Genomic DNA, 23,482 nt, shown 5'->3' on the forward strand with positions numbered 1-23,482 from the left:
ATGCAAATAAATATCATCTGCGCCCTTTCCCCACGATCCGGACGCCGATCATGCACCACCCCGCCCATCCCTCCGCCCTTTCCCGAATTGCCCTGGGCCTGGCCGCCACCCTGATGGCACCGCTGGCCCTCGCAGCCGGAGCGTCCACCGACCTGCCGGCCATCGAAGTGGAGGGCAAGGGCAGCCAGGACACCCGCACCCGCGAGGTCTCCACCGCCACCCGCACCGCCACGCCGGTGCGCTACGTGCCCCAGGCCATCGACTCGGTACGCACCCAGGACGCCCTCAACTACGGCGCCACCCGCATCGGCCAGGTGCTCAGCGGCCTGCCCAACGTCAGCGACGCCAGCGACACCCGCTTCGACGGCCTGCGCATCCGTGGCTTCGACGCCAGCAACGACTTCTACCTCGACGGCCTGCGCGACGACAGCCAGTACACCCGCGACTTGCACAACATCGAGCGCATCGACGTGCTCAAGGGCCCGGCCGCCGTGCTCTACGGGCGTGGCAGCCAGGGTGGCCTGGTCAACCGCATCAGCAAGCAGCCCCAGGCCGGCCTCGGCTCCTCCATCGAGGCGCAACTGGGCAGCCAGGACTACCGCAGCCTCTACGCCGACCTCAGCGCCGATGCCAGCGACGACATCGCCCTGCGCCTGAACCTCGGCGAGCAGGACGCCAACAGCTTCCGCAAGGGCATCGACTCCAGCCGGCAGCTGTTCGCCCCGGCCATGAGCTGGCAGCTCAGCCCCGACCTCAACTGGCTGGTGCAGTACGAGTACAGCCGCCACAACCGCACCCCGGACCGTGGCATCCCCGGCCTCAACGGCCGCCCCGCCGACGTCGGCCGCGACACCACCTACGGCGACCCGCAGCGCGACTACATCGACGACAAGGCCCAGTCCCTGCGCTCGCGCCTCACCTATGACCTCAGCCCCGACTGGCAGCTGCGCCAGACCCTCGGGCTGTTCATGCTCGACAGCCGCTTCGACAACACCTACGTCACCAGCGTCAACGCCACCGCCCGCACCGTCGGCCGCGCCCGCTGGCAGCAGGACCTGACCACCCGCAACCTGTTCAACAGCGTCGAGCTGGAAGGGCTGGTGATGACCGGCGACATCGAGCACCGCCTGCTCACCGGCGTCGAACTGGGCAACCAGCAGCGCAACCCGAAGCTCTACACCAACGCCACCGGCGCGGCCAACGCCGTGCCGGCCCTCGGCATCTTCGACCCCGACACCGGCCGCCAGCACACCGGCCGCATGGTCGCCAGCAGCGATGCCCAACACCACATCGACAGCCGCGCGCTCTACCTGCAGGACCAGGTGCGCCTGGACGAGCACTGGCAGGTGCTGCTCGGTCTGCGCTACGACCACTTCGAGGTGGATTCCGAGAACCGCCTCAACGGCCGCCGCGAACGCCGCGTGGACGACAGCCTCAGCCCCCGCGTCGGGCTGGTCTGGACGCCCGTGCCGGAGCATTCCTTCTACGCCTCGTTCAGCAAGAGCTACGCCCCGGTGGGGGGCGGGCTGATCGGCATCACCGCCGGTGCGGCGGGCAACACCAACGCCCTCGACCCGGAACTGACCCGGCAGAAGGAAGTGGGGGTGAAGAGCGACTGGCTCGACGACCGCCTCAGCACCACCTTCGCGCTGTATGAGATCGAGCTGTACAACCGCCGCACCAGCGACCCGAACAACCCCGGCAACGTGCTGCTTTCCGGCCTGCAGCGCTCCCGGGGCGCCGAGCTGACCGCCACCGGGCGGCTGTACGGCAACTGGGTGGTACGCGGCGGCATCGGCCTGCAGGACGCCACCATCGTCAAGGACAACAACGGCTTCGAAGGCAAGCGCATCGGCAACGTCGCCAAGCGCAACGGCAGCCTGTTCATCGGCTGGCAGCCCGAGCAGGGCTTCTACGGCGAGACCGGCGTGACCCTGGTGGGCGACCGCTACGCCGACAACGCCAACACCGTGGTGCTGCCCGGCTACGGCCGCTGGGACGCGCTGCTGGGCTACCGGGTCGAGCACTGGGACCTGCACGCCGCCCTCACCAACCTGACCGACAAGACCTACTACAGCACCGCCACCAGTGCCGTGCAGATCATGCCCGGCGACCCCCGCACCCTGATGACCACCCTGGCGTATCGCTTCTGATGCGCCCGGTGCCCACGTCCCCGGACTGAAGTCCGGGCTACGAAAAGCGCTGGGGCCGAGCGTGGGGTGGATGGGACGCCATCCACCCCACGCCCCGACGTGATGCGGTTCGTGGCCTCACCGCATCCTACGAAGGCCATTGCCGCTCAAGACGAGCCGTAAGGTGGGTCGCGCTTCACCGATCCACCGTTCGTGGCCATGCCGAGCGCCCACGGTGGCTGGAAAACACTACGCACGAAGCCGCGATGTGCCGTTTTGTGGGAGCGAATTCATTCGCGATGGGGCCGGGATATCGGCACCGTTCCCGGGCTGAAGCCGGGGCTACGGATCGCGCCGTGCGTGCTCACTCCTTGATCACCACCAGCCGGTCGCGGTTGGATTCGGCGCCCCAGACTTCGCCGATGCGTCCGGCCAGGTGCAGGACGCGGGCGTCGGCCTGGTCGCTGGGGAAGCGGGTGAAGCGCTGGCTGAAGGGGTTGAAGCGCAGGATGGCGTTGCTGCGGAAGTCGCTCAGCCAGAGCCGGTCCTGCTCGTCGACGTACAGCGCATGGGCCTCGGCGTCGGCGCTGGGCAGCGCCCAGTGGGTCCAGGCCTTGGCCAGGGGGTCGTAGCGGCTGAGCTGGCCGCTGCCGCGCTCGCTGACCCACAGGGTGCCCTTGGCATCGCTCCAGATCCGCTGCGAGCCTTCGCCGCCGCCGGGGCTGTCGATCACCTCGGCTTCGCCGCTGACGCGGTCGATGCGGGCGATGTGGCGGCCGTCGCGGCTGGCGTACCAGACCTCGCCGTTGGGCGTGACGGTGATGCCGTAGGGGCCGGCGCCGCGCGGAGCGGGCCAGGTCTTCAGGTCACCGTTGCGTGGGTCGAGGCGGCCGTAGAAGCCGTTCTGGCCGGTGAACCAGAGCAACCCGTCCCGATCGAAGGCAGCGGCCACCAGCCCGGCGTCGCCGAGCTGGCCGGGCAGCGGGTAGCGCTTGAGCGTGGGGCCGGTGGGGTCGACACGCACCAGGGCGTTGAGGCCGGCATCGGTGATCCACGCAGCGCCGTCCTCGGCCACCACCACGCCTCGGGGGCTGGAGCCGGCGCCGAGGGCCATGGGCTGGCTCTGCCCGGTGAGCGGGTCCAGCAGCCCCACCAGGCCCAGGGCGGGGGCGGTGTACCAGACCCGGCCGTCGGTGGCCGGGGCCACGTCACGGGGGGCGCTGCCCGGCGGCAGCGGGTAGTAGTGGACCTCGGCGGCGAAGCCGGGCAGGGCGAGCAGGGTGGCGATCAGGCCGACGGCCAGGGCGCGGATCATGGCGACCTCCAGTCAGGAACATCTCCCTATGGACGCCTGCCCGCGCCGAGGGTTCGCCCGCCCGGCTCAGCGGCGCCGCAGGAAGGGCCGCACGCCGAGGGCGACCGGGATGCCCAGGCCGACCCAGGCCAGGGCGTCCCAGATGCCGTCGCCGAGCAGGGCGCCCACCAGGCCGGTGGCGGTCAGCGCGACCAGCAGCGCGGGCACGGCGAAGATGCGCGTCAGGTTCATGCCGTGGCCTCCCGCCGGCGCGCCGGGACGCGTCGGCGCACCCACCACAGGTAGAGCCCGCTGCCGAGCACGATGAGGGTCAGCACATCGAGCGCCGCCCATAGCAGTTGCATGGGCCGGCCGCCGTAGTCGCCGAAGTGCAGCGGCTGGGACATGGCCAGGGCGTCCATGTACCAGGGGCGCTCACCGACGGCCGTCACCTCCAGGGTGCGCGCGTCGATCAGCACCGGCGTCCACAGGTGCGAGGTGAGGTGGCTGCTGCCTTTCATGAACACCGAATAGTGGTGCTCGCTGGAGAAGCGCGTGCCGGGGAAGGCGATGAAGTCCGCCGCCATGCCCGGCGTCGCCTTCGCGGCGATCTCCAGCAGGCGCGTGGCCGGGGCGCGGTCGGTGAGCGGCGGGGCGTCGCGGTAGGGCTCGACCATGGCGGCCAGGCTCTCGTTACGCCAGGCGGCGATCAACAGGTCGGCGCAGGCGCTGATCACCCCGGTGACGCCGACCACCAGGGCCCAGGTGAGGGTGACGATGCCGATCAGATTGTGCAGGTCCAGCCAGCGGGTGCGGGGGGAGCGGTCGCGGCGCACGGTGCCGAACTCCAGGCGACGCATGAAGGGGGCGTAGAGCACCACGCCGGAGACGATCGCCACCACCAACAACAGGCCCATGAAGGCCAGCAGCAGCTTGCCCGGCAGCCCGGCGAACAGGTCCACGTGCAGGCGCAGCATCGTCATCATGAAGCCGCCGTTGGCCGAGGGCATGGCCACCGGCTCGCCGCTGCGGGCGTCGAGCATGAAGGTGTGGGAAGAGTTGGGTTCGGTGCCGGCGGTGGCGGCGGTGATGGCCACCACGCCGTTGGGCTCGTCGTCCTCCCAGCCGAGGTACTGCACCACCTCGCCGGGGCGGTGGGCTTCGGCGGCCTGCACCAGCTGCTGCAGGTCGAGGCGCGGCGTATCGGCCGGCATCTCGCGCAATACCGGGGCGTTGCCCAGCAGGTGGTCGATCTCGTGGTGGAAGATCAGCGGCAGGCCGGTCAGCGCCAGGAGCAGCAGGAAGGCCGTGCAGATCAGGCTGGTCCAGGTGTGGACGAAGGACCAGCGGCGGAGGGTGGTGGTTTTCATGATTCGTCCGGAAGCCCGAGGCCACCCGGCGGGCGGCACTCGGTGGTGCGTGGCGTGGGGCGAGGGGCTCACCACCGGTAGGTGGCGCTGGCGACGACGCTGCGCTCGTCACCGTAGTAGCAGTAGTAGCCGTCGCAGGTGGAGAGGTAGTCCTTGTCCAGCAGGTTGGTGGCGTTGAGCGCCAACGACGCGCCGTTCAGGCTGCTGTCCAGGCGCCCGAGGTCGTAGTGCACGGCGGCATCGAACACGGTGTAGGACTTGGCGAAGCCGAGCTCGCTGTTGGCCTGGTCGCCGAAGGTGTTGCCGGTGTAGCGGGCGCCGGCGGCGATGCCGAAGCCGTCGAGCACGCCGTTGTGCCAGGTGTAGTCGGCCCACAGCGAGGCCTGGCGGTTGGGCATCAGCTGCAGGCGCTTGCCTTTGAACTCGCCATCCTGCACTTCGGATTTCGCCTGGGTGTAGGAGGCGATCAGCTTCAGGCTGTCGGTGACGTTGCCCACGGCTTCCAGCTCCAGGCCCCTGACCTTCACTTCGCCGTCCTGGCTGGTGACCGGCGTGCCGTTGATGCGGTGGGTGACCGAGACGTTCTGCTGCGTCAGGTCGTAGACGGCGGCGCTCAGCAGGATGTCGCTGCCGGGCGGCTGGTACTTCACGCCCAGTTCCCACTGCTTGCCTTCGGTCGGCTTGAACGAGTCGGTCGGCGAGGCGGTGGCGTTGCTGGTGGGCTGGAAGGACTCGGCGTAGGACAGGTACGGCGTGAAGCCGGAGTCGAACACGTAGCTGAGGGCGGCGTTGCCGCTGAAGGCCTTGTCGCGCTCGGTGTTGGTGGCATCGCCCTGGTTGAGGAAGGTGGTGCCGGTGTGTACCCAGTCCTCGCGACCGCCGAGGGTCAGGCGCCACTGGTCCAGGGCCATCTGGTCCTGGACGTAGAGGCCGGTCTGGACGGTCTTCTGGTTGTAGTCGTAGTACGCCAGTGAACGCGGCGGGCGGACGATGGGCTGGCCGTGCACCGGATTGTTGACGTTGATGTCCGGCGGGGCGTAGCCGTTGAAGGCGGTGCCGAAGACCGACATGTAGTCGGTCTCGATGCGCTGGTGGTCGAGGCCGAGCAGCAGGGTGTGGTCGATTTCGCCAGTGCTGAAGTCGGCCTGGAAGTTGTTGTCCACCGCGAACTGGCTGATGGCCTCATCGGTGTTGGTGCTGTTGCGACCGACGTTGCCATTGGCGTCGACCACGTAGCCGGAACCGGCGAGCGAGGGGATGTAGCTGTTGACGGTGACGGTCTGGAACGACAGCTCGGACTTGGTGTAGCGCAGGTTCTGGCGGAACTGCCAGACGTCGTCGAAGCGATGTTCGAAGGCGTAGCCCAGCGCGTAGTAGGTGCGGTCGTAGAAGTCGTAGTCCGGATCGCCCAGGTTCTTGTGGTGGGAGATCTTGCCGAAGGGCATGTCGATCTTGGTGCCCTGGATCGGACGGAACTGGCTGGTGGTGCCGGTATCGTCGCGGGTGAACTGCGAGAGCAGGGTCAGCGTGGTGTCGGGGTCGATGTTCCAGGTCAGGCTGGGGGCGAGGTTGTAGCGCTTGTTGTCGACGTGGTCGATCTGCGTGCCGCTGTCGCGCACCACGCCGCTCAGGCCGTAGAGGAACTGGCCCTGGTCGTCGATCTGGCCGGTGCTGGCGAAGTTGATCTGGCGATGGTTGTCGCTGCCGTACTGCACCTCGATCTCATGGCGGGTCTCGGCGCTCGGGCGACGGCTGACCATGTCCAGCAGGCCACCGGGCGGCGTCTGGCCGTACACGGAGGAGGCCGGGCCACGCAGCAGGGCCAGGCGGTCCAGGTTCCAGGTTTCCGGCTTCGGGTTGGCGTACACGCCACGGGGCAGCGGCAGGCCGTCGAGGAAGTGGGTCGGCTCGAAGCCGCGTACGCGCATCCAGTCGTAGCGGGTGTCGCTGCCGAAGCTGCTGGAGACGATGCCCGGCATGTACTTCACCGCGTCGTCGAGGCTGTGGACGCTGCGCGCCTGCATCTGCTCGCGGGTGGCGACGGAGATCGAACGCGGAACCTCGGCCAGGGCGGTGTCGGTCTTGGTGCCGGCGGCGGTGCGCTGGGCCAGGTAGCCGGTGGTGGGGCCCCAGGCGCTTTCGCTGGCAACGGCGCCGTCGATGTTGGTGCTCGGCAGGACCATGGTGTCTTGCGGCAGCGCGGCCAGGCTGTAGCTGCCGCCGTTCTGCACCAGTTGCAGGCCACTGCCTTTCAGCGCGGCATTCAGTGCGTCGACCGGTGAGTACTCGCCCTGCACCGGCTGCGCCGTCTTGCCGGTGGTCAGGCCCGGATCGATGCTGAGGACGATGCCGGCCTCGCTGGCGATGCGGTTCAGGGTACTGGCCAGGGGCGCGGCGGGCAGCCGGTATTGCTGGGTATCGGCGCTGGCGTGAGGCGCCAGGCTGCCCAGGAGGATGGCGCCTGCGAGCAGGCTGGGGCGGAAGGCAAACGTCATTGCGAGCGACTCCTGATAGGAAATAAGTCTCAATGACTCCTTGCCGAGCCAGGGTGGAAAAGTGATAGGGGTTGTGAAAAAAAATCTGGCGCCGCACGGCGACCGCCCCCGTAGCCCGGGCTACGGGCGCGGGGGCGTCCGGTGGGCGGGCACCACGCGGGTCCACCAGTCGGTGTGGCGCTCGATGCGCACCGGCAGGCTGGGCGGAAGCGCGGCCAGGGCCTGGTCGGTGTCGCCGAGGGGGAAGCTGCCGCTGATGCGCAGGTCGGCCACCGCCGGGTCGACCCCGAGGTAGCCACGGCGGTACTGGCCGAGCTGCTCCAGCAGATCCGCCAGGCGGACGTTGTCGACGACCAGCATGCCGCGGCTCCAGGCGTCGGCGCCCACCGGGGCGGCCTCGCTGCGGCCCAGGGCGTCGGCCTGCATCAGCACCTGCTGGCCTTCGCCGATGATGCGTTCGTCCTCGGCCTGCGTGGGGTGTGCGGCGACGGCGGAGCGCAGCACGACCAGGCGGGTGGTCTGGCCTTCGCGGCGCACCAGGAAGCGGGTGCCGAGGGCGCGCAGTTCGCCCTGTTCAGTGGCGACCACGAAGGGGCGCGGGTCGCCGTGGGCGGTTTCGACGAGGATCTCGCCGCTGCGCAGGTAGAGCCGCCGCTGCGGGCCGTCGAACTGGATGTCGAGGGCGCTGCGGCTGTTCAGGCGCACCTGGCTGTGGTCCGGCAGTTGCAGCTGGCGCTGTTCGCCGCTGGCGGTCATTTCGTCGGCCAGCCAGTCCCCCAACGGGCGGTGCTGCTGGGCGAGGAGCAGCCCGAGCACACCGGCCAGGCACAGGCCGAGCACGCTGCCGCTGCTGCGCAGGCGGTGGCGCGGGGCCTCCAGCAGGGCGTGGCGGGCCGGTGCGCTGCTGGCGGCGCCCAGGTGCGCATCCAGGCCGTTGAGCCGCGACCAGGCAAGGGCGTGCTCGGGGCTGGCGGCGTGCCAGAGGTTGAATTCGGCCCGTTCCTGGGCGCTGGCTTCGCCGGAGCCGAGGCACAGCTGCCAGTGGATGGCTTCGTCCAGCACGCGGGCGGACACCGGCGCCGGGTTCATTGCGGCGCTCCGTAGAGGGCGATGTAGCACTGGCGCAGGCCCTGGGCGAGGTACTGGCGCACGCGGGGCACGGAGACGCCCAGGCGCTGGGCGATCTCGGCGTGGCCGAGGCCGTCCAGGCGGTTGTAGAGGAAGGCGGCGCGGGCCTTGGCCGAGAGGCTGCCGAGCAGGCGGTCGATCTCGCGCAGGGATTCGAGCATCAGCGCCTGTTCCTCCAGGCTCGGCTGGGTGGGTTCGGGCAGGTGTTCCAGGGCGTCCAGGTAGGCCCGCTCCAGGGCACTGCGGCGGAAGTGGTCCACCAGCAGGCCACGGGCGATGGTGGTGAGCAGGGCACGGGGTTCGCGCACCTGGCCGAGGTCGGGTTTGCCCAGCAGGCGGACGAAGGTGTCCTGGCTGAGGTCTTCGGCGCGGTGGTGGTTGTCCAGGCTGCGGCGCAGCCAGCCGAGCAGCCAGGCGCGGTGGTCGCGGTACAGGGCACCGGCCAGTTCCTGGTTTGTGGGGTCCACCGACGACACGGCCACCTCCGGCTGAGTACGAATCATGAGCGAGAATGATTCGCAATTATGCCGATGGCGGCGAAGTGCCGCAATTGCAGGCCGTCGGCCGGTCAGAACCCGGGTTGCTGCTGGCGGCGTTGCTGCCGGGCGAGGGCGGCGGACAGTGCGGCGGGGCTGTCCAGCCCTTGGCGGCGGGCGTGGGCGAAGAGGATCAGGGCCATCTCGGCGGTGGCCAGGGCATCGGCGCTGGCGTGGTGGCGCTGCTGCACCTGCAGGCCGAAATGCTCGGCCCACTGGTCCAGCCCGCCGTTGCGGATGCCGGCGTCGGGGCAGAGCAGGGGGGCCAGTTCGGCGATGTCGAGGAACGGGTGGCGCAGGCGCAGGCCCAGGTCCTGGCGCAGGGCGCGGGCGAGCATGCGCTGGTCGAAGGGGGCGTGGAAGGCCAGCACCGGGCTGTCGCCCAGGTAGTCCATGAAGTCCAGCAGGGCTTCGGCCGGCGCCAGGCCGGCGGCGGAGACGCTGGGGGCGATGCCGTGGATGAGCACGGCGGGGGAGGTGCCGGCGTTCCGGTACAGGGTCGCTTCGAAGCCCCGTCCGAGGGGAATGGCGCCGGCCTCGATGCTCACCGCGCCGATGGACAGCACCAGGTCGCGGCTCATGTCCAGGCCGCTGGTCTCCAGGTCGAGCACCACGAAGCGCTGCTCGGCCAGGGGCCGGTCGTCCAGCGCCTGGGGCGCGGGCAGGGCGTCGCGGCGCTGCTGCTGGTCGTCTGTCAGGGCTGGGCGCTGGCGCCGGGTGAACCAGGAGAAGGCATTCATAGCTGGTAGCGCAACGCCAGGCTGGCCTGCAGGCGCTGGGCCTGGCGGAAGGATTCGCGGAGGATGCGCCGGTCCAGGTGGTTGAGGCTGTCGGGGTTGAGGTGGTTGGACAGCGGAAGCCCCTGGCGGGCCTGTTGCTGGTGCTGCTGCATGCGGGTCTGCTGGATGAAGTGGTAGGCCTCTTCGAAGGCGGCGCCGTCCTGGGCGTCGATCACTTCGCGCTGCACCAGCTGGCGCAGGCGGTCGAGGGTGTTGCCGCTCTCGATGCCGTTGGCCAGGGCCAGCAGGCGGGCGCCGTCGACGAAGGGGGTGAGGCCCTGGACCTTGAGGTCGAGGGTGTCTTTCTCGGCGCCCTTGCGGGCCACCACGAAGTCGCGGAAGCGGCCCACCGGCGGGCGCTGGCGCAGGGCGTTCTCGGCCATCATGCGCTGGAACAGGCTGTTGTCGGCGACCTGCGCGAGCATCTCGCGGCGCAGCTGGTCGCAGCCGTCGTGCTCGCCCCAGACGGCGCGCAGGTCGAAGTAGATGCTGGAGGCCAGGAGGTTCTCGGGGGTGGCCTCGCGGATGAAGCCGGTGAAGCGCCGGCGCCATTCGTTGCGCGACAGGCACAGCTCGGGGTTGCCGGCCATGATCCGCCCCTTGCACAGCTCGAAGCCGCAGGTGGCGAGGGCCTGGTTGATGCGTTCGGCCAGCGGCAGCAGGCGCCCGCGCAGCAGGGCGGCCTCGGCGTCGTCGGCGGCTTCGAAGAGGATGCCGTTGTCCTGGTCGGTGTGCAGGGTCTGTTCGCGGCGCCCTTCGCTGCCGAAGCAGAGCCAGGTGAAGGGCACGCCGGGGTCGCCCATCTCTTCCAGGGTCAGTTCGATCACCCGGCACACGGTGTGGTCGTTGAGCAGGGTGATGATGTGGGTGATCTGGGTGGAGCTGGCACCGTGGGCGAGCATGCTGTCCACCAGGCGGCGGATGTCGGCGCGCAGGGCGGCGAGGGTCTCGACGCGACCGGCATGGCGGATGGTGCGGGCCAGGTGCACCAGGTCGACCCGCTGCAGGGAGAACAGGTCGCGCTCGGAAACCACGCCCTGCAGGCGACCGTCCTCCACCACGCAGACGTGGGCGATGTGGCGCTCGGTCATGGCGATGGCGGCGTCGAAGGCGCTGGCGCCGGGCGGCAGGTGGAAGGGTTGCTGGGTCATCAGCTCGGCGATGGGCTGGTCGAGGTCGGCGCAGGCGTCGGCGATCACCCGGCGCAGGTCGCGCAGGGTGAAGATGCCCACCGGGCGCTCGTCGCCCTGGACGATGACGATGCTGCCCACCTGGCTCTCGTGCATCAGCCGCACCGCTTCGCGCAGGGGCATGTGCGGCGGGCAGGCCACCGGCTGGCGCACGGCCAGCTCCGCCAGGCGGGTGTCGAGGGAATACTGGGCGCCGAGGGTTTCCACCGCGCGCAGCTGGACCTGCTGGTTGACCTGGTCCAGCAGGCTGCTGACGCCGCGCAGGGCGAAGTCGCGGAAGGGGTTGGAGAGGGCGAACAGCTTGACGAAGCCTGCCTTGTCCAGCAGCAGGCAGAAGGTGTCTTCGCCGGCCAGGTGCTCGGTGCGGGTGGCGCGTTCGCCCAGCAGGGCGGCGAGGGGGAAGCACTCGCCGGTGGCGATCTCGAAGGTGGTTTCGGTGCCGCGCTTGGCCGAATGCGGGCGCTCGCCCACCACCCGGCCCTGCTTGACGATGTAGAAGTGCTCCACCGGCCCGTCGCCGGGCTTGATGATGGAGTCGCCGCGCGCATAGAAGCGCAGCAGGCAGTGCTCCACTAGGAAGGCCAGGTGGGCGCTTTCCATCTGGTTGAAGGGTGGGAACTTCTGCAGGAACTCCATGGTGCCGTGGACGTTCTGCATCACCGCGAGCTTGCCCGCCTGCTCGAAGGCGCTGCCTGTCGTGCTCATGCCGTGCTTCCGCGTGTCTCTTGTTGTCCCGGCATGGTCGTGGCTGGGGGCCGGGGCTGCCCATTGGACGTAAGTATAGGAAGGGGCGGCGACCGTCCGGCGGGCCAAGGGAACTCCGCCGAAGCGGCGTTATCCCACCCTAGTTGGCCGTCCATGAGGTGGACGGGCCGGGAGTCGGGCATAGGTGACGCGATGAGTTACGGCGATCTGCTCAGTGAAGAAGAACTGCTCGCGCTGGACGAGCTGGTGCGCGGCCCGCACCAGGCGTCGGTGCTGCTGGTGGACGGCGACGATGCGCTGTATCCACGGCTGGCCGCTGCGCTGCAGGGGCTCGGCTTGCGCTGCCTGCACGCGCCCGGCCGTGCCGAGGCGCTGGAGCTGCTGGCCTCGCGCTCTTCCATCGGGTTGCTGGTGTGCGCCCTGCACCTGCCGGACGGCAGCGGCCTGGAGCTGGTGCGCCAGGTGCGCCAGTCGGCCCGCGCCAGGCTGCCGGTGGTGATGATGGCGGGCGATGCGACGGTGCAGGATGCGGTGGAGGCCTTGCACCTGAAGGTGCTGGACTTCCTGCTGGGGCCGCCCGACCTGGCCCACCTGACCACCCTGGCGCGCAATGAGCTGGGGACGCCGCCGGAGCCGAAGGTCGTCCGGAGGCGGCCCAGGCCGAAAGAAGCGGCCGTCGAAACCTGCCTCGCCCTGAAGAGCGCCTGAGCCGAGCGGCCCAGGCGTTCTTCGTTCAGTGGTGGACGCTGTCCACCGCGATGGATTCCCCCGAAACCTCCACGAACGGCCGCCGGCGATCGGCGAGCGAGACGTGGATCAGTGCCGCCAGCCCGGCACCGAAGAACCAGGAGAAGTGCGACAGGCTCTCGAAGGCCGGCAGCAGCGCGAGGACGATGGCGATCAGCGCCGAGGGGGCGAAGGCGGCCAGGGCCTGCAGGTTGACACCGCGGTGGTAGTGGTAGGCCGCCTCGGGCGCCTCCGAGTACAGCTCCGGCAGGTTCACCCGGCCCCGGCGCACCAGGTAGTAGTCGGCGACGATGATGCCGTACAGCGGGCCGAGCAGGGCGCCCAGGCCGCCGAGGAAGTAGAGGATCACGCCGGGGCTGTTGTAGAGGTGCCAGGGCAGGATCACCACGGCGAGGGTGGCGGCCAGCAGGCCGGCGCGGCGGAAGTTCAGCACGCGCGGGGCCAGGTTGGTGAGCACGTAGGCCGGGGCGACGAAGTTGGCCATGATGTTCACCGCCACGGTGACGATCAGGAAGGCCAGGCAGCCGAGCACCAGCAGCCCGGTGTGGGGGATGGCGGCGACGATGTCGGTGGGGCTCTGGATCAGCGTGCCGTCGAGGCTGAACTGGGCCCCGGCGAGAACCACGGCGATCAGCCCGAACAGCAGCATGTTCACCGGCAGGCCCCAGAAGTTGCCCTGGCTGATGGTGCGGCGGTCCGGGCAGTTCCGCGAGAAGTCGCAGAAGTTGAGGATCATGGTGCCGTACAGGCTCACCCACAGCGCGGCGCCGCTGAATACCTTGAGCCACAGACCGGCGCCTTCGGCCTGCTGGCCGGTGGACCAGCTGATGCGCAGCCCGGCGCGGACGTACATCCAGCTGGCCAGCGCGGCGACGGTGACCAGGATCACCGGCCCGGCGAAGGACTCGTAGCGCCGCACCATTTCCATGCCGTAGGCGAAGATCAGCAGCTGCATGCACCAGATGCCGAGGAAGGTCAGCCAGCCCAGGGTGGACAGGCCCAGCAGGCTGTCCTGGTCGTAGGCCCGCAACTCCGGCGCCAGGGCGGTGAGCAGCACCCGCAGCACCACCGAGGCGAGGTAGGTCTGGATGCCGAACCAGGCGATGGCAATCACCGCGCGGATCAGCGCTGGCAACTGGGCACCATGGATGCCGAAGGCGATGCGGCACATCACCGGGTAGGGCAGGCCGGTCTTCTGGCCCATGTAGCCGGAGAGGTTCATCAGGCCGTAGATGAGCAGGGCACCGAGGGCGAAGGCGGCGAGGATCTGCACGCCGCTCATGCCGAGGGCGAACAGGCCGATGGCGAAGGAGTAGTTGGCGATGTTGTGGACGTCGTTGGTCCACAGTGCGAAGAGGCTGTAGCGCCCCCAGCGGCGCCCCTCGGCCTTTGTGGGGGCGAGGTCGGCGCTGTAGAGCCGGGGGCTGAGGGCGGCTTGCTGGGGTGAGGCGGCGGTGGGCGCGGTGGCGGCACCGGGTGCAGCGGCGACATGGGCGGGGGTTGGGTTCATGGTCGGCTCGGCCTGTATGCACGGTTTGTTTGAGTTGTGTGCAATTGCGAGTTCCATGCCACTTTTCGTGCGTTGGCGCTCATCTGAGTGCTGTGCGCGCTCTCACGCCAGGTGTGGCGAGGGCTGCCGGGAATGGATTGAATTTTCCTTGTCGATCATTGACTTACGAGTCAGATTTGACGTGCCCAGTCGCGGGGCGCTTTGGGTTTTTTGTACACAAAACTGTGCGCAGGCGTTACGCAAGCCCATGACGGCGTTGGAGGTGGGGCGCATAAAAAAACCGCCCCGGAGGGCGGTTTCTTCAACGCGGTGTGCAGCGCTTACAGGCCGTTCTTGGCCTTGTACTCGCGGCGACGGCGGTGCAGCACCGGCTCGGTGTAGCCGTTGGGCTGCCGGGTGCCTTCGACCACCAGTTCCAGGGCAGCCTGGAAGGCGACGTTGTCGTCGAAGTTCGGCGCCATCGGGCGGTAGAGCGGGTCGCTGGCGTTCTGGCGGTCCACCACGGCAGCCATGCGCTTGAGGCTTTCCTCGACCTGCTCGCGGGTGATCACGCCGTGGCGCAGCCAGTTGGCCAGCAGCTGGCTGGAGATGCGCAGGGTGGCGCGGTCTTCCATCAGGCCGACATCGTTGATGTCCGGCACCTTGGAGCAGCCGACACCCTGGTCGATCCAGCGGACCACGTAGCCGAGGATGCCCTGGACGTTGTTGTCCACTTCGTTCTTGATCTCCTCGGCGGTCCAGTCGGTGCTGGGAGCCAGGGGGATGGTCAGGATGTCGTCCACGGAGGCCGGGGTGCGCTTGGCCAGCTCGGCCTGGCGGGCGAACACGTCGACCTTGTGGTAGTGCAGCGCGTGCAGGGTGGCGGCGGTGGGCGAGGGGACCCAGGCGGTGTTGGCGCCGGAGAGCGGGTGGCCGATCTTCTGCTCCACCATCGCGGCCATCAGGTCCGGCATGGCCCACATGCCCTTGCCGATCTGCGCGCGGCCTTGCAGGCCGGTGGCCAGGCCGACGTCGACGTTGTTGTTCTCGTAGGAACCGATCCACTTCTCGCTCTTCATGGCGGCCTTGCGCACCATGGCGCCGGCTTCCATGGAGGTGTGGATTTCGTCACCGGTGCGGTCGAGGAAGCCGGTGTTGATGAACACCACGCGCTCGGCAGCGGCCTTGATGCAGGCCTTCAGGTTGACGGTGGTGCGGCGCTCCTCGTCCATGATGCCGACCTTGAGGGTGTTGCGCGGCATGCCCAGCACGTCTTCGACGCGGCTGAAGATCTCGGTGGCGAAGGCGACTTCCTCCGGGCCGTGCATCTTCGGCTTGACGATGTAGACCGAGCCGGTGCGGGTGTTCTTGCGGCTGGTGTTGCCGTTGAGGTTGTGCAGGGCGATGAGGCTGGTGAACAGCGCGTCCTGGATGCCCTCGGGCACTTCGTTGCCAGCGGCGTCGAGGATGGCCGGGTTGGTCATCAGGTGGCCGACGTTGCGCACGAACAGCAGGCTGCGGCCGTGCAGGGTCAGCTCGGAACCGTCGGCCTTGGTGTAGACGCGGTCGGGGTTCATGGTGCGGGTGAAGGTCTGGCCGCCCTTGCTGACTTCCTCGGCGAGGTCGCCCTTCATCAGGCCCAGCCAGTTGCGGTAGACGACGGTCTTGTCGTCGGCGTCGACGGCGGCGACGGAGTCCTCGCAGTCCATGATGGTGGTCAGGGCGGCTTCCATCAGCACGTCCTTGACGCCAGCGGCATCGGTCTGGCCGATAGGGCTGGTGGGGTCGATCTGGATCTCGAAGTGCAGGCCGTTGTGCTTGAGCAGCACGGCGGCGGGCTTGGCAGCGTCACCCTGGAAGGCGATGAACTGCGCGGCGTTCTTCAGGCCGGTCTCGCTGCCGTTCTTCAGGCTCACGGCGAGCTGGCCGTTCTTGACGGTGTAGGCGGTGGCGTCGACGTGGGAGCCGGACTCCAGCGGCGCGGCTTCGTCGAGGAAGGCACGGGCGTAGGCGATGACCAGGTCACCCCGGACCTTGTTGTAGCCCTTGCCCTTCTCGGCGCCGTTGGCTTCGCTGATCACGTCGGTGCCGTAGAGCGCGTCGTACAGCGAGCCCCAGCGGGCGTTGGCGGCGTTCAGGGCGAAGCGGGCGTTCATCACCGGCACCACCAGCTGCGGGCCGGCCATGCGGGCGATTTCTTCGTCGACGTTCTGGGTGCTGGCCTGGAAGTCGGCCGGTTCGGGCAGCAGGTAGCCGATTTCCTGCAGGAAGGCCTTGTAGGCCACGGCGTCATGGGCCTGGCCGGCACGGGCCTGGTGCCAGGCGTCGATCTTGGCCTGCAGTTCGTCGCGTTTGGCGAGCAGGGCTTTGTTCTTCGGCGCGAGGTCGTTGATGACCTTCTCCGCACCGGCCCAGAACGCGTCGGCAGCGATGCCGGTTCCGGGGATGGCTTCGTTGTTCACGAAGTCGAACAGGACTTTGGCGACCTGCAGGCCACCGACTTGAACGCGCTCAGTCATTGCTTGCCTCACTCTGCTCAATATCCGCTCTGGACCGTGCCTGAAAGCTTGTAGTCCGAGCCGCGGCATACTACATGAACCCGTCACAAAAAACAGGGTCGGGCGTCGCTATGCGACCGAAAAACCACTTACGGTCACTGCGGGACAAGAATGTTCTCAAAAAACCGATAGATTGTTCCAGATAAATCTTCAAACCGTACACGATCACGATTTTCGCGGCGCTGCGACCCGGCGTCGCAGCATCTGACAGCGTCATCAGCCACTACCTTCAGCTCTTTTCTATACTGCCTCCACTACAAAAAAAGGAGCCCCACCATGACGGTACGCGCTGCGACCGCCGCTGACCTGGATGAGCTGAGCCAGTTGTTCAGTGGTTACCTGGACTTCTACCGGGTGCCCCGCCCGCTGCAGGAGATCCGCCACTTCCTCGGCGAGCGCCTGGAACGCGGCGACTCGGTGATCCTCATCGACCGCGACGAATCCGGGCATGCCCAGGGGTTCGTCCAGCTCTATCCCTTCATGTCCTCCCTGGCGTTGGCGCCGGCCTGGTTGCTCAGTGACCTGTTCGTTGCCCCTTCGGCGCGCCGCCTGGGGGTGGGCGAACGGCTGATGAACGCCGCCCGCGCCCATGGCGAGGCCACCGGCGCCTGTGGCCTGCAGCTGGAAACCGCGCGGACCAACCTGGCCGGGCAGGCGCTCTACGAGCGGCTCGGCTACGTGCGGGACGAGGTGTACCTGACCTACTGGCTGAGCCTGGATCGCCGCTGAGCGACCCCGCACCAAGGAGACCGACATGCACCATCTCGTACTCACCGTGATCGCCGCCGACCAGCCCGGGCTGGTGGAGCGCATCGCCCAGTGCATCGCCACCCATGGCGGCAACTGGCTGGAAAGCCGCATGGCGCGGATGGCCGGGCAGTTCGCCGGCATCCTGCGGGTGGCCGTGCCCGCCGAGGGCCAGGGCAAGCTGGTGGCGGGCCTGCAGGGGCTGGAGACGCACGGCATCCGCGTGATGCTGGCGGACAGTGGCACCGAGCCGGCCAGCGGCTGGCAGACCATCCACCTGGAGCTGGTGGGCAACGACCGCCCCGGCATCGTCCGTGACATCACCCACCTGCTGTCCCGCCACGGGGTCAACCTGGAGCAGTTGCAGACCGAGGTGGTACCGGCGCCCATGAGCAGCGAGCCGCTGTTCCGCGCCGAGGCCACCCTGGCCGTGCCCCTGGCACTGTCGCTGGATGACCTGCAGGCGCAGCTGGAAACCCTGGCCGACGACCTGATGGTGGAGCTGACGCTCAACGCCGACGCTTGAGGCTTACCCACGGAAAACCAGGGCAAGCCTGTGGACAAGTTGGGGATGCTCCGCCGCAGGCCTTGCCGGGCGTGGACTGCAGGCGGCTGGTCGGAAACTGATCAGCTCGCCGGGCTTGTGCACATCCGCCGTGGAAGGGCCTGTGGATAAGCTCGGGATCGACGGCTGCAGCCCCCGCCAGCAGCGGCGTCCAGCCCGTCGTTCACTTATTGCTCAACCCTGGTTGCGGCGCAGGGTCATCCAGGCGTCGACGCTGTAGATCGCCAGGCCGGCCCAGATGCAGCAGAAGGCCACCAGCTTGTTCGGGTCGAAGTGTTCGCCGAACAGGAAGATCGCCTGCAGCATCACCAGGGTCGGCGCCAGGTACTGCAGGAAGCCTAGGGTGGTGTAGGGCAAGTGGCGGGCGGCGGCGTTGAAGCACACCAGCGGCACCAGGGTCACCGGGCCGGCGGCCACCAGCCAGAGGGCCTGCGGGTCGCTCCAGAACCCCGCCTGACCGGTGCTGGCCTCCGGGTGCAGCAAGAGCCAGCCCAGGGCCAGCGGCAGCAGCAGCCAGGTCTCCACCACCAGGCCCGGCAGCGCAGCCACCGGGGCCTGCTTGCGGATCAGCCCATAGAAACCGAAGGTCAGGGCCAGGGTCAGCGACACCCAGGGCAGCGCGCCCACCTGCCAGATCTGCTGGGCCACGCCCACGGCTGCCAGGCCCACCGCCAGCCACTGCAGGCGGCGCAGGCGCTCGCCGAGCAGGAGCATGCCCAGCAGCACGTTCACCAGCGGGTTGATGTAGTAGCCCAGGCTCGCTTCCAGCATCCGGCCGTTGTTCACCGCCCAGACGTAGACCAGCCAGTTGCTGGCGATCAGCAACCCGCTGGCGCCGAGGATGGCGAAGCGACGCGGGTTCTCGCGCAGCTCCCGCCACCAGCCCGGGTGCTTCCACACCGCCAGCAGCAAGGCGCCGAACAGGGCGGACCAGATGGCCCGGTGGGTGATGATCTCCAGGGCGGGAATGCGCTCGAGCAGTTTGAAGTAGATCGGGAAGAGTCCCCAGATGACATAGGCAGTCAGGCCCAGGGCATAGCCCCGGCGGGGATTGGCGGTGGCCATCAGGCGTCCTTGGTTCGGCAGGTAGAAAGAAGCGCGCCATTTTAGGGCGCGCACCGGCGCTTGTCTGTGACGTTGCGGTCGACACGGGGTTCCGCAGTGCCGTGGGAGGGCGGTCGCGGCAATGCTGCCCGGCGGCTGGCACACTGCACGCCGGTTTCCCAAGGAGTGCGCCATGACCGTCGTCGAACGCTACCTGCAAGGCCTGGAGCAGGCCCTGCCCCCCGAGTCCCGCCAGCGCCTGGGCCAGGCCCTGGGGGCCACGCCCGCCCAGCTGGAGGCGCTGCGTGCGGCCTATCCCCAGGTGCCCGACAGCCTGCTGGCGCTGCTCCGGCGCATCAACGGCACCTACTGGCAGGACCACGGCGGGGTCATGCTGCAGGAGCTGATTCTCGGCTCGGACGTGTTCGAGTACCCCTATTACCTGCTCTCGGTGGAGCAGATGCTCGCCGAGCGTCGCCGTACCGACAGCATCCTCCAGGTCTACGACGGCTACCTGGATGAGTTTCCGGAGCTGATCGGCGCCGGCATCGACCCGACGCTGCCGATGGATCGCCGCCTGTGCTTTTCCCACTGCATGAACAACGGCGGCACCTCGTTGCTGTACCTGGACTTCGACCCTGCGCCGGGCGGTACGGTGGGGCAGGTCGTGCGCTTCCTGCACGACCCCGATTCCTACGCGGTGATCGCGCCGAGCTTCGAGCGCTACCTCGAACAATTGATGGAGGACGACTACGCCTTCGTCTTCGACGAGGACGAGTGAGCCCCTCAGAACAGCCTGAGCGGCTCCTCGTCCAGGGCCGCCAGTTGCTCGCGCAGGGTGAGCACCTGGTCGCCCCAGTAGCGTTCGCTGCCGAACCAGGAGAAATGCATGGGGAAGGCCGGGTCGTCCCAGCGGCGGGCGATCCAGGCGCTGTGGTGCATCAGGCGCAGGGCCCGCAGGCCTTCGATCAGCGGCAGCTCGCGGGGGTCGAAGTCGTGGAACTCCTGGTAGCCGTCCATCAACTCGGAGAGCTGCCCCAACCGCTCCTGGCGTTCGCCGGCCAGCATCATCCACAGGTCCTGCACGGCGGGGCCCATGCGGCAGTCGTCCAGGTCGACGACGTGGAACGCCTCGTCGCGGCACAGCAGGTTGCCCGGGTGGCAGTCGCCATGCAGGCGGATGGGGCTGTAGCGCACCTCGGCGAACAGTTTGTCGAGGCGCTTCAGCAGGTCGCGAGCCACCGATTCGTAGGCCGGTAGCAGGCCCTTGGGGATGAAGCCACCTTCCAGCAGCGTCTGCAGCGAGGTGTGGCCGAAGTTGTCCACAGCCAGCTGCTCGCGGTGCTGGAACGGCCGGGTCGCGCCCACGGCGTGCAGGCGGCCGAGCAACTGGCCGAGGCGGTAGAGCTGGTCGAGGTTGCCCGGCTCCGGGGCGCGGCCGCCGCGACGGGGGAACAGGGCGAAGCGGAAGCCGGCGTGCTCGAACAGCGTCTCGCCTTCGCAGCGCAGGGGCGCCACCACCGGCACTTCGTGTTCCTCCAGCTCCAGGGTGAAGGCGTGCTCCTCGCGGATCGCAGCGTCGGTCCAGCGCTCGGGCCGGTAGAACTTGGCGATGAGGGGCGCGCTGTCCTCGATCCCCACCTGGTACACGCGGTTCTCGTAGCTGTTCAGCGCCAGTACCCGGGCATCGCTGAGGTAGCCCAGGCTCTCCACGGCATCCAGGACCAGGTCGGGGGTGAGGGCGTCGAAGGGATGGGACATGGGGCGGCTCCAGCGGATGGGCGCACAGTCTAGCGGGTCGCGCGCCGGCCTGCCGAAACCGCCGGGCTAGAGTGCCGTGCCCAGCAGCACCTGGCCGGGGTCGAACAGCACCCGCGCCAGCTGGCCGGGCTGCAGGCCGTCGGCGGCGAGGCGGGTCGGTTCGGCCAGGGCGCAGAGGGTCTGGCCGCTGCCCAGGGCGATACGCACCTCGCTGGGGCCTTCCGCGTCGGGGACGATGGCCTCGATCCGGCCCTCCAGGGCGTTCAGGTGGGCATCCACGGGCGCATGCAGCGGACGCACCTCCAGCCAGCCGGCCTTCATCAGCGCGACCACGCCGACGCCCAGGGCCAGCTCCAGCTTCTCGGTGCTGTCGTGGGTGATCTGCGCCTTCAGCCGGGCGCCACCGGGCAGTTCCATCTCCACCAGGTCGTTGCGGCCATGGGCCTGCAGGCCGACCACCTTGCCGCTGAGCTGGTTGCGCGCACTGGTGCGCAGCATCAGGCGGCCCAGGCGCTCCAGGTCCTGTTCGTGCTCGGCGCTTTCCACCAGGCGTGCCTGCAGGCTTTCCAGGCGCTTGAACAGCGCCAGCAGGCGCTCACCCTCGGCGGACAGGCGCGCGCCGCCGCCGCCCTTGCCCCCCACGCTGCGCTCCACCAGCGGTTTCTCGGCGAGGTTGTTGAGCTCGTCGATGGCATCCCAGGCGGCCTTGTAGCTGAGGCCGGCGGCCTTGGCGGCGCGGGTGATGGAGCCCTGGATGGCGATCTGCTCCAGCAGCGCCATGCGCTGGGGGCGGCGGGTCAGTTGCTGGGTGAGGGGGATCAGCTGGCTCATGGTGGTCGGGGCCCGGTGGACATGGCGCGCAGGCTGAGTGAGCGGGGCGCGGTCGTCAAGCGCCTGTCAGGGCACGCTGCCCGGCTTGGGCGTGCGGGCCAGGCAGTAGACGTCCACCCGTGCGGCACCGGCGCGCTTGAGCAGGCGGGCGAGGGCGTGGGCGGTGGTGCCGGTGGTCAGCACGTCGTCCACCAGGGCCAGGTGCAGCCCGGCGGGGCGCGCGCGGGGTGCCAGGGCGAAGGCCCGGCGCAGGTTGCGTCGCCGGGTGGCGGCATCCAGCCCTTGCTGGGCCGGGGTGTCCTGGGTGCGCAGCAGCCAGCCGGCCTCCACCTTCAGGCGCAGCGAGCGGCCGAGCCAGTCGGCGAGCATCTGCACCTGGTTGAAACCCCGCGCCCGCTGGCGTGCCCGTGCCAGGGGCACCGGCAGCAGCAGGTCCGGCAGCGCTTGCCGGGTGTGCTGCAGGTGGTCGGCGAACAGCTCCGCCAGCAGGCGCCCGGCAGGCCAGTCGGCACGGTGCTTGAAACGGGTGACCAGGGCGTCGAGGGGGAAACCGTAGCGCCAGGGCATGCAGGCGCTGTCGAAGGCCGGTGGCCGCCGCTGGCATTCGCCGCAGAGCAGCCCGTCGGCCGGCAGGGGCAGGGCGCACTGGCGGCAATGGCCGGCCAGCCAGGGCAGGTCGAGCAGGCAGCCGGGGCAGATGGGGTGGACGTCATCGCCCTCCAGGGTGGCCAGGCACAGCTGGCAGCGGGCCTGGCTGCGCGCCAGGCGGCGAAGCCGGTAGAGGAGTCCGTCCATGGTGGTCCTGCGGGGTCAGTGGATGAGCCAGCTCATCACCACCAGTCCGAGCAGGGTGAGGATGAGGCCGCTGATGATGCCCTTCCTCGCCAGGGCGCGGATGCCGGACATCAGCAGCATCAGTCCGATGAACAGCACGACGAAGCTGAACAGCGAGGTATCCATTCCGATGGCCCGTGCCAGGCCGTGGAAAAAGTCGTCCATTGCCGACCAGATGCCGCCGAGCAACCCGGAGAGCAGGTCGACGATGAAGCGGATGGCGCGGCCCAGCGCCTCGCCGAGCCAACCGAAGAAACCTTCTGTGCCCATGGTGGATCCTTGCGTGGGGGATTCAGCCATTGGATTCGCAGCGGCGACGGGGGTTCAGCGTCGCGGGCTGTTCACCTGCGGCGCCAGGAAGGAATGCCGGAAGTACTCGCGGAATGCCTGCATCGGTTCATTGAAAACGCGGTCCCGGCGCCAGGCGAGCCCGACGCTCATCGACGGCACCGCGTCGGTCAGCGACAGGGTTTCGATGCGCCGTCCCTCCAGGGACCAGGGGCGGTAGACCAGGTCGGACAGGATGGCGACGCCCGAGCCGTTGGCCACCATGCTGCGAACCGCCTCCACCGAGCTGGTGCGGAGGATCACGTAGGGGCGGAATTCGGTGGCTTCCCAGTAGCGCAGGGCTGTCTGGTCCGCCTCGTCCACGGTCAGCAGGATGAAGGGCTCGGGGGCCACGTCGGCGAGCCCGACGGAGACCCGTTCGCTGAGCGGGTGGCGGTTCGGCAACCACAGGCGCCGTTCGGAGCTGAACAGGGTCTCGGCGGCGATGTCCGGGTGGCGCAGGTTGGCGGTCAGCACCACCGCCATGTCCAGCGAGCCGTCCAGCAGGCCGCGCTCGATGGCCTGGCGCTCCTGCTCGTGGAGGTCGAGCCGGATGCCCGGGTACCACTGCGCCATGCGCTGCAGGTGGTAGGGCAGGAAGTAGCCCATCACCGTGTAGCTGGCGGCCACCTTCAGGCTGCCTTCGAGGCTGGTGTCCGGCAGTGGGCTCTTCAGGGCGTCCTCCACGCTGCGCTGGATCGAGTAGGCGTGGTTGAGGAAGTGCCGGCCGCTGTCGGTGAGGGTCATGCCCTGGGGGGAACGGATGAACAGGCTGACGCCGAGCAGGCTCTCCAGCTCCTGGATGGCACTGGTGACGGCCGACTGCGAGATGTTCAGGTGGATCGCCGCCTGGGATATCTGCCCGACTTCGGCGGTGGCGATGAAGTAGCGCACCTGGCGCAGGGTGAATGACATGGGAACGCCCTTGGGTATCGATTTTTCAGATATCA

The 23,482-nt window shown here is 68.9% G+C and carries 22 protein-coding genes; 5 read left to right on the forward strand and 17 right to left on the reverse strand.

The genetic code is table 11. The features are described from left to right. The first annotated feature begins 50 nt into the window (after positions 1–50). Positions 51–2,153, forward strand: a complete 2,103-nt coding sequence (locus PotMrB4_RS02505) for a TonB-dependent receptor (RefSeq protein WP_172432412.1) — start codon at positions 51–53, stop codon at positions 2,151–2,153. A 343-nt stretch (positions 2,154–2,496) separates the two neighbouring features. On the opposite strand, the gene PotMrB4_RS02510 is transcribed toward PotMrB4_RS02505, so the two are convergent. From PotMrB4_RS02510 to PotMrB4_RS02545, 8 genes are all read right to left on the reverse strand, one after another. Then, positions 2,497–3,447, reverse strand: coding sequence for a Vgb family protein (locus PotMrB4_RS02510; protein ID WP_172432413.1), 951 nt, complete (start codon positions 3,445–3,447; stop codon positions 2,497–2,499). Positions 3,448–3,513: 66 nt separating this feature from the next. Further along, positions 3,514–3,678 carry a hypothetical protein gene (locus tag PotMrB4_RS02515; protein ID WP_172432414.1) on the reverse strand — a complete coding sequence of 55 codons (165 nt, stop codon included), beginning with the start codon at positions 3,676–3,678 and terminating at the stop codon, positions 3,514–3,516. Continuing rightward, positions 3,675–4,796 carry a PepSY-associated TM helix domain-containing protein gene (locus tag PotMrB4_RS02520; protein ID WP_172432415.1) on the reverse strand — a complete coding sequence of 374 codons (1,122 nt, stop codon included), beginning with the start codon at positions 4,794–4,796 and terminating at the stop codon, positions 3,675–3,677. Before PotMrB4_RS02520 ends, PotMrB4_RS02515 begins: the two co-directional genes overlap by 4 nt. A gap of 68 nt (positions 4,797–4,864) precedes the next feature. Further along, on the reverse strand, positions 4,865–7,291 hold the full coding sequence (locus tag PotMrB4_RS02525; RefSeq protein ID WP_172432416.1) for a TonB-dependent siderophore receptor: 2,427 nt from the start codon (positions 7,289–7,291) through the stop codon (positions 4,865–4,867). A gap of 120 nt (positions 7,292–7,411) precedes the next feature. Further along, positions 7,412–8,380 (reverse strand): FecR domain-containing protein, encoded by a 969-nt coding sequence (locus tag PotMrB4_RS02530; protein ID WP_172432417.1) that lies wholly within the window; start codon positions 8,378–8,380, stop codon positions 7,412–7,414. Next, on the reverse strand, positions 8,377–8,922 hold the full coding sequence (locus tag PotMrB4_RS02535; protein ID WP_301308356.1) for an RNA polymerase sigma factor: 546 nt from the start codon (positions 8,920–8,922) through the stop codon (positions 8,377–8,379). The genes PotMrB4_RS02530 and PotMrB4_RS02535 overlap by 4 nt, the downstream gene beginning before the upstream one ends. A 65-nt stretch (positions 8,923–8,987) precedes the next feature. Then, entirely contained in the window at positions 8,988–9,695 is a 708-nt protein-coding gene (locus tag PotMrB4_RS02540) for a 3'-5' exonuclease (protein WP_160479369.1), read from the reverse strand. Next, positions 9,692–11,629, reverse strand: coding sequence for a putative nucleotidyltransferase substrate binding domain-containing protein (locus PotMrB4_RS02545; RefSeq protein ID WP_172432418.1), 1,938 nt, complete (start codon positions 11,627–11,629; stop codon positions 9,692–9,694). The genes PotMrB4_RS02540 and PotMrB4_RS02545 overlap by 4 nt, the downstream gene beginning before the upstream one ends. Before the next feature lie 192 nt (positions 11,630–11,821). On the opposite strand from PotMrB4_RS02545, the gene PotMrB4_RS02550 reads away from it, so the two are divergent. Further along, positions 11,822–12,337: a response regulator gene (locus PotMrB4_RS02550; protein ID WP_160479373.1), complete on the forward strand. Its 516-nt coding sequence runs from the start codon at positions 11,822–11,824 to the stop codon at positions 12,335–12,337. A 25-nt stretch (positions 12,338–12,362) separates the two neighbouring features. Here the strand turns inward: PotMrB4_RS02550 and PotMrB4_RS02555 are convergent, their stop codons facing one another. From PotMrB4_RS02555 to PotMrB4_RS02565, 3 genes are all read right to left on the reverse strand, one after another. Next, a complete protein-coding gene (locus PotMrB4_RS02555) occupies positions 12,363–13,886 on the reverse strand; it encodes an NCS1 family nucleobase:cation symporter-1 (RefSeq protein WP_172432419.1) in 1,524 nt (507 codons plus the stop codon). Between the two features lie 320 nt (positions 13,887–14,206). Next, on the reverse strand, positions 14,207–16,384 hold the full coding sequence (locus PotMrB4_RS02560) for a malate synthase G (protein WP_172432420.1): 2,178 nt from the start codon (positions 16,382–16,384) through the stop codon (positions 14,207–14,209). Between the two features lie 70 nt (positions 16,385–16,454). Next, positions 16,455–16,640 (reverse strand): hypothetical protein, encoded by a 186-nt coding sequence (locus PotMrB4_RS02565; RefSeq protein ID WP_172432421.1) that lies wholly within the window; start codon positions 16,638–16,640, stop codon positions 16,455–16,457. 59 nt (positions 16,641–16,699) lie between these two features. On the opposite strand from PotMrB4_RS02565, the gene PotMrB4_RS02570 reads away from it, so the two are divergent. Both PotMrB4_RS02570 and PotMrB4_RS02575 read left to right on the forward strand, forming a co-directional pair. Next, on the forward strand, positions 16,700–17,152 hold the full coding sequence (locus PotMrB4_RS02570; RefSeq protein WP_074967354.1) for a GNAT family N-acetyltransferase: 453 nt from the start codon (positions 16,700–16,702) through the stop codon (positions 17,150–17,152). A gap of 25 nt (positions 17,153–17,177) precedes the next feature. Next, positions 17,178–17,696, forward strand: coding sequence for a glycine cleavage system protein R (locus tag PotMrB4_RS02575; RefSeq protein WP_044411880.1), 519 nt, complete (start codon positions 17,178–17,180; stop codon positions 17,694–17,696). Between the two features lie 213 nt (positions 17,697–17,909). Here the strand turns inward: PotMrB4_RS02575 and rarD are convergent, their stop codons facing one another. Beyond that, entirely contained in the window at positions 17,910–18,800 is an 891-nt protein-coding gene (rarD, locus tag PotMrB4_RS02580) for an EamA family transporter RarD (RefSeq protein ID WP_044411883.1), read from the reverse strand. Positions 18,801–18,972: 172 nt separating this feature from the next. On the opposite strand from rarD, the gene PotMrB4_RS02585 reads away from it, so the two are divergent. Continuing rightward, positions 18,973–19,560, forward strand: coding sequence for an SMI1/KNR4 family protein (locus PotMrB4_RS02585; protein ID WP_172432422.1), 588 nt, complete (start codon positions 18,973–18,975; stop codon positions 19,558–19,560). A 5-nt stretch (positions 19,561–19,565) separates the two neighbouring features. Here PotMrB4_RS02585 and PotMrB4_RS02590 read toward each other — a convergent pair whose 3' ends face one another. From PotMrB4_RS02590 to PotMrB4_RS02610, 5 genes are all read right to left on the reverse strand, one after another. Continuing rightward, positions 19,566–20,540 (reverse strand): serine/threonine protein kinase, encoded by a 975-nt coding sequence (locus PotMrB4_RS02590; RefSeq protein ID WP_172432423.1) that lies wholly within the window; start codon positions 20,538–20,540, stop codon positions 19,566–19,568. A 66-nt stretch (positions 20,541–20,606) separates the two neighbouring features. Continuing rightward, positions 20,607–21,371, reverse strand: coding sequence for a TOBE domain-containing protein (locus PotMrB4_RS02595; RefSeq protein ID WP_172432424.1), 765 nt, complete (start codon positions 21,369–21,371; stop codon positions 20,607–20,609). A 66-nt stretch (positions 21,372–21,437) separates the two neighbouring features. Next, a complete protein-coding gene (locus PotMrB4_RS02600; protein WP_172432425.1) occupies positions 21,438–22,166 on the reverse strand; it encodes a ComF family protein in 729 nt (242 codons plus the stop codon). A gap of 15 nt (positions 22,167–22,181) precedes the next feature. Beyond that, a complete protein-coding gene (locus PotMrB4_RS02605) occupies positions 22,182–22,475 on the reverse strand; it encodes a hypothetical protein (RefSeq protein WP_172432426.1) in 294 nt (97 codons plus the stop codon). Between the two features lie 54 nt (positions 22,476–22,529). Continuing rightward, a complete protein-coding gene (locus tag PotMrB4_RS02610) occupies positions 22,530–23,447 on the reverse strand; it encodes a LysR family transcriptional regulator (protein ID WP_172432427.1) in 918 nt (305 codons plus the stop codon). Between the last annotated feature and the right edge of the window lie 35 nt (positions 23,448–23,482).

The sequence above is a fragment of the Metapseudomonas otitidis genome, assembly GCF_011397855.1.
Lineage (GTDB): Bacteria > Pseudomonadota > Gammaproteobacteria > Pseudomonadales > Pseudomonadaceae > Metapseudomonas > Metapseudomonas otitidis.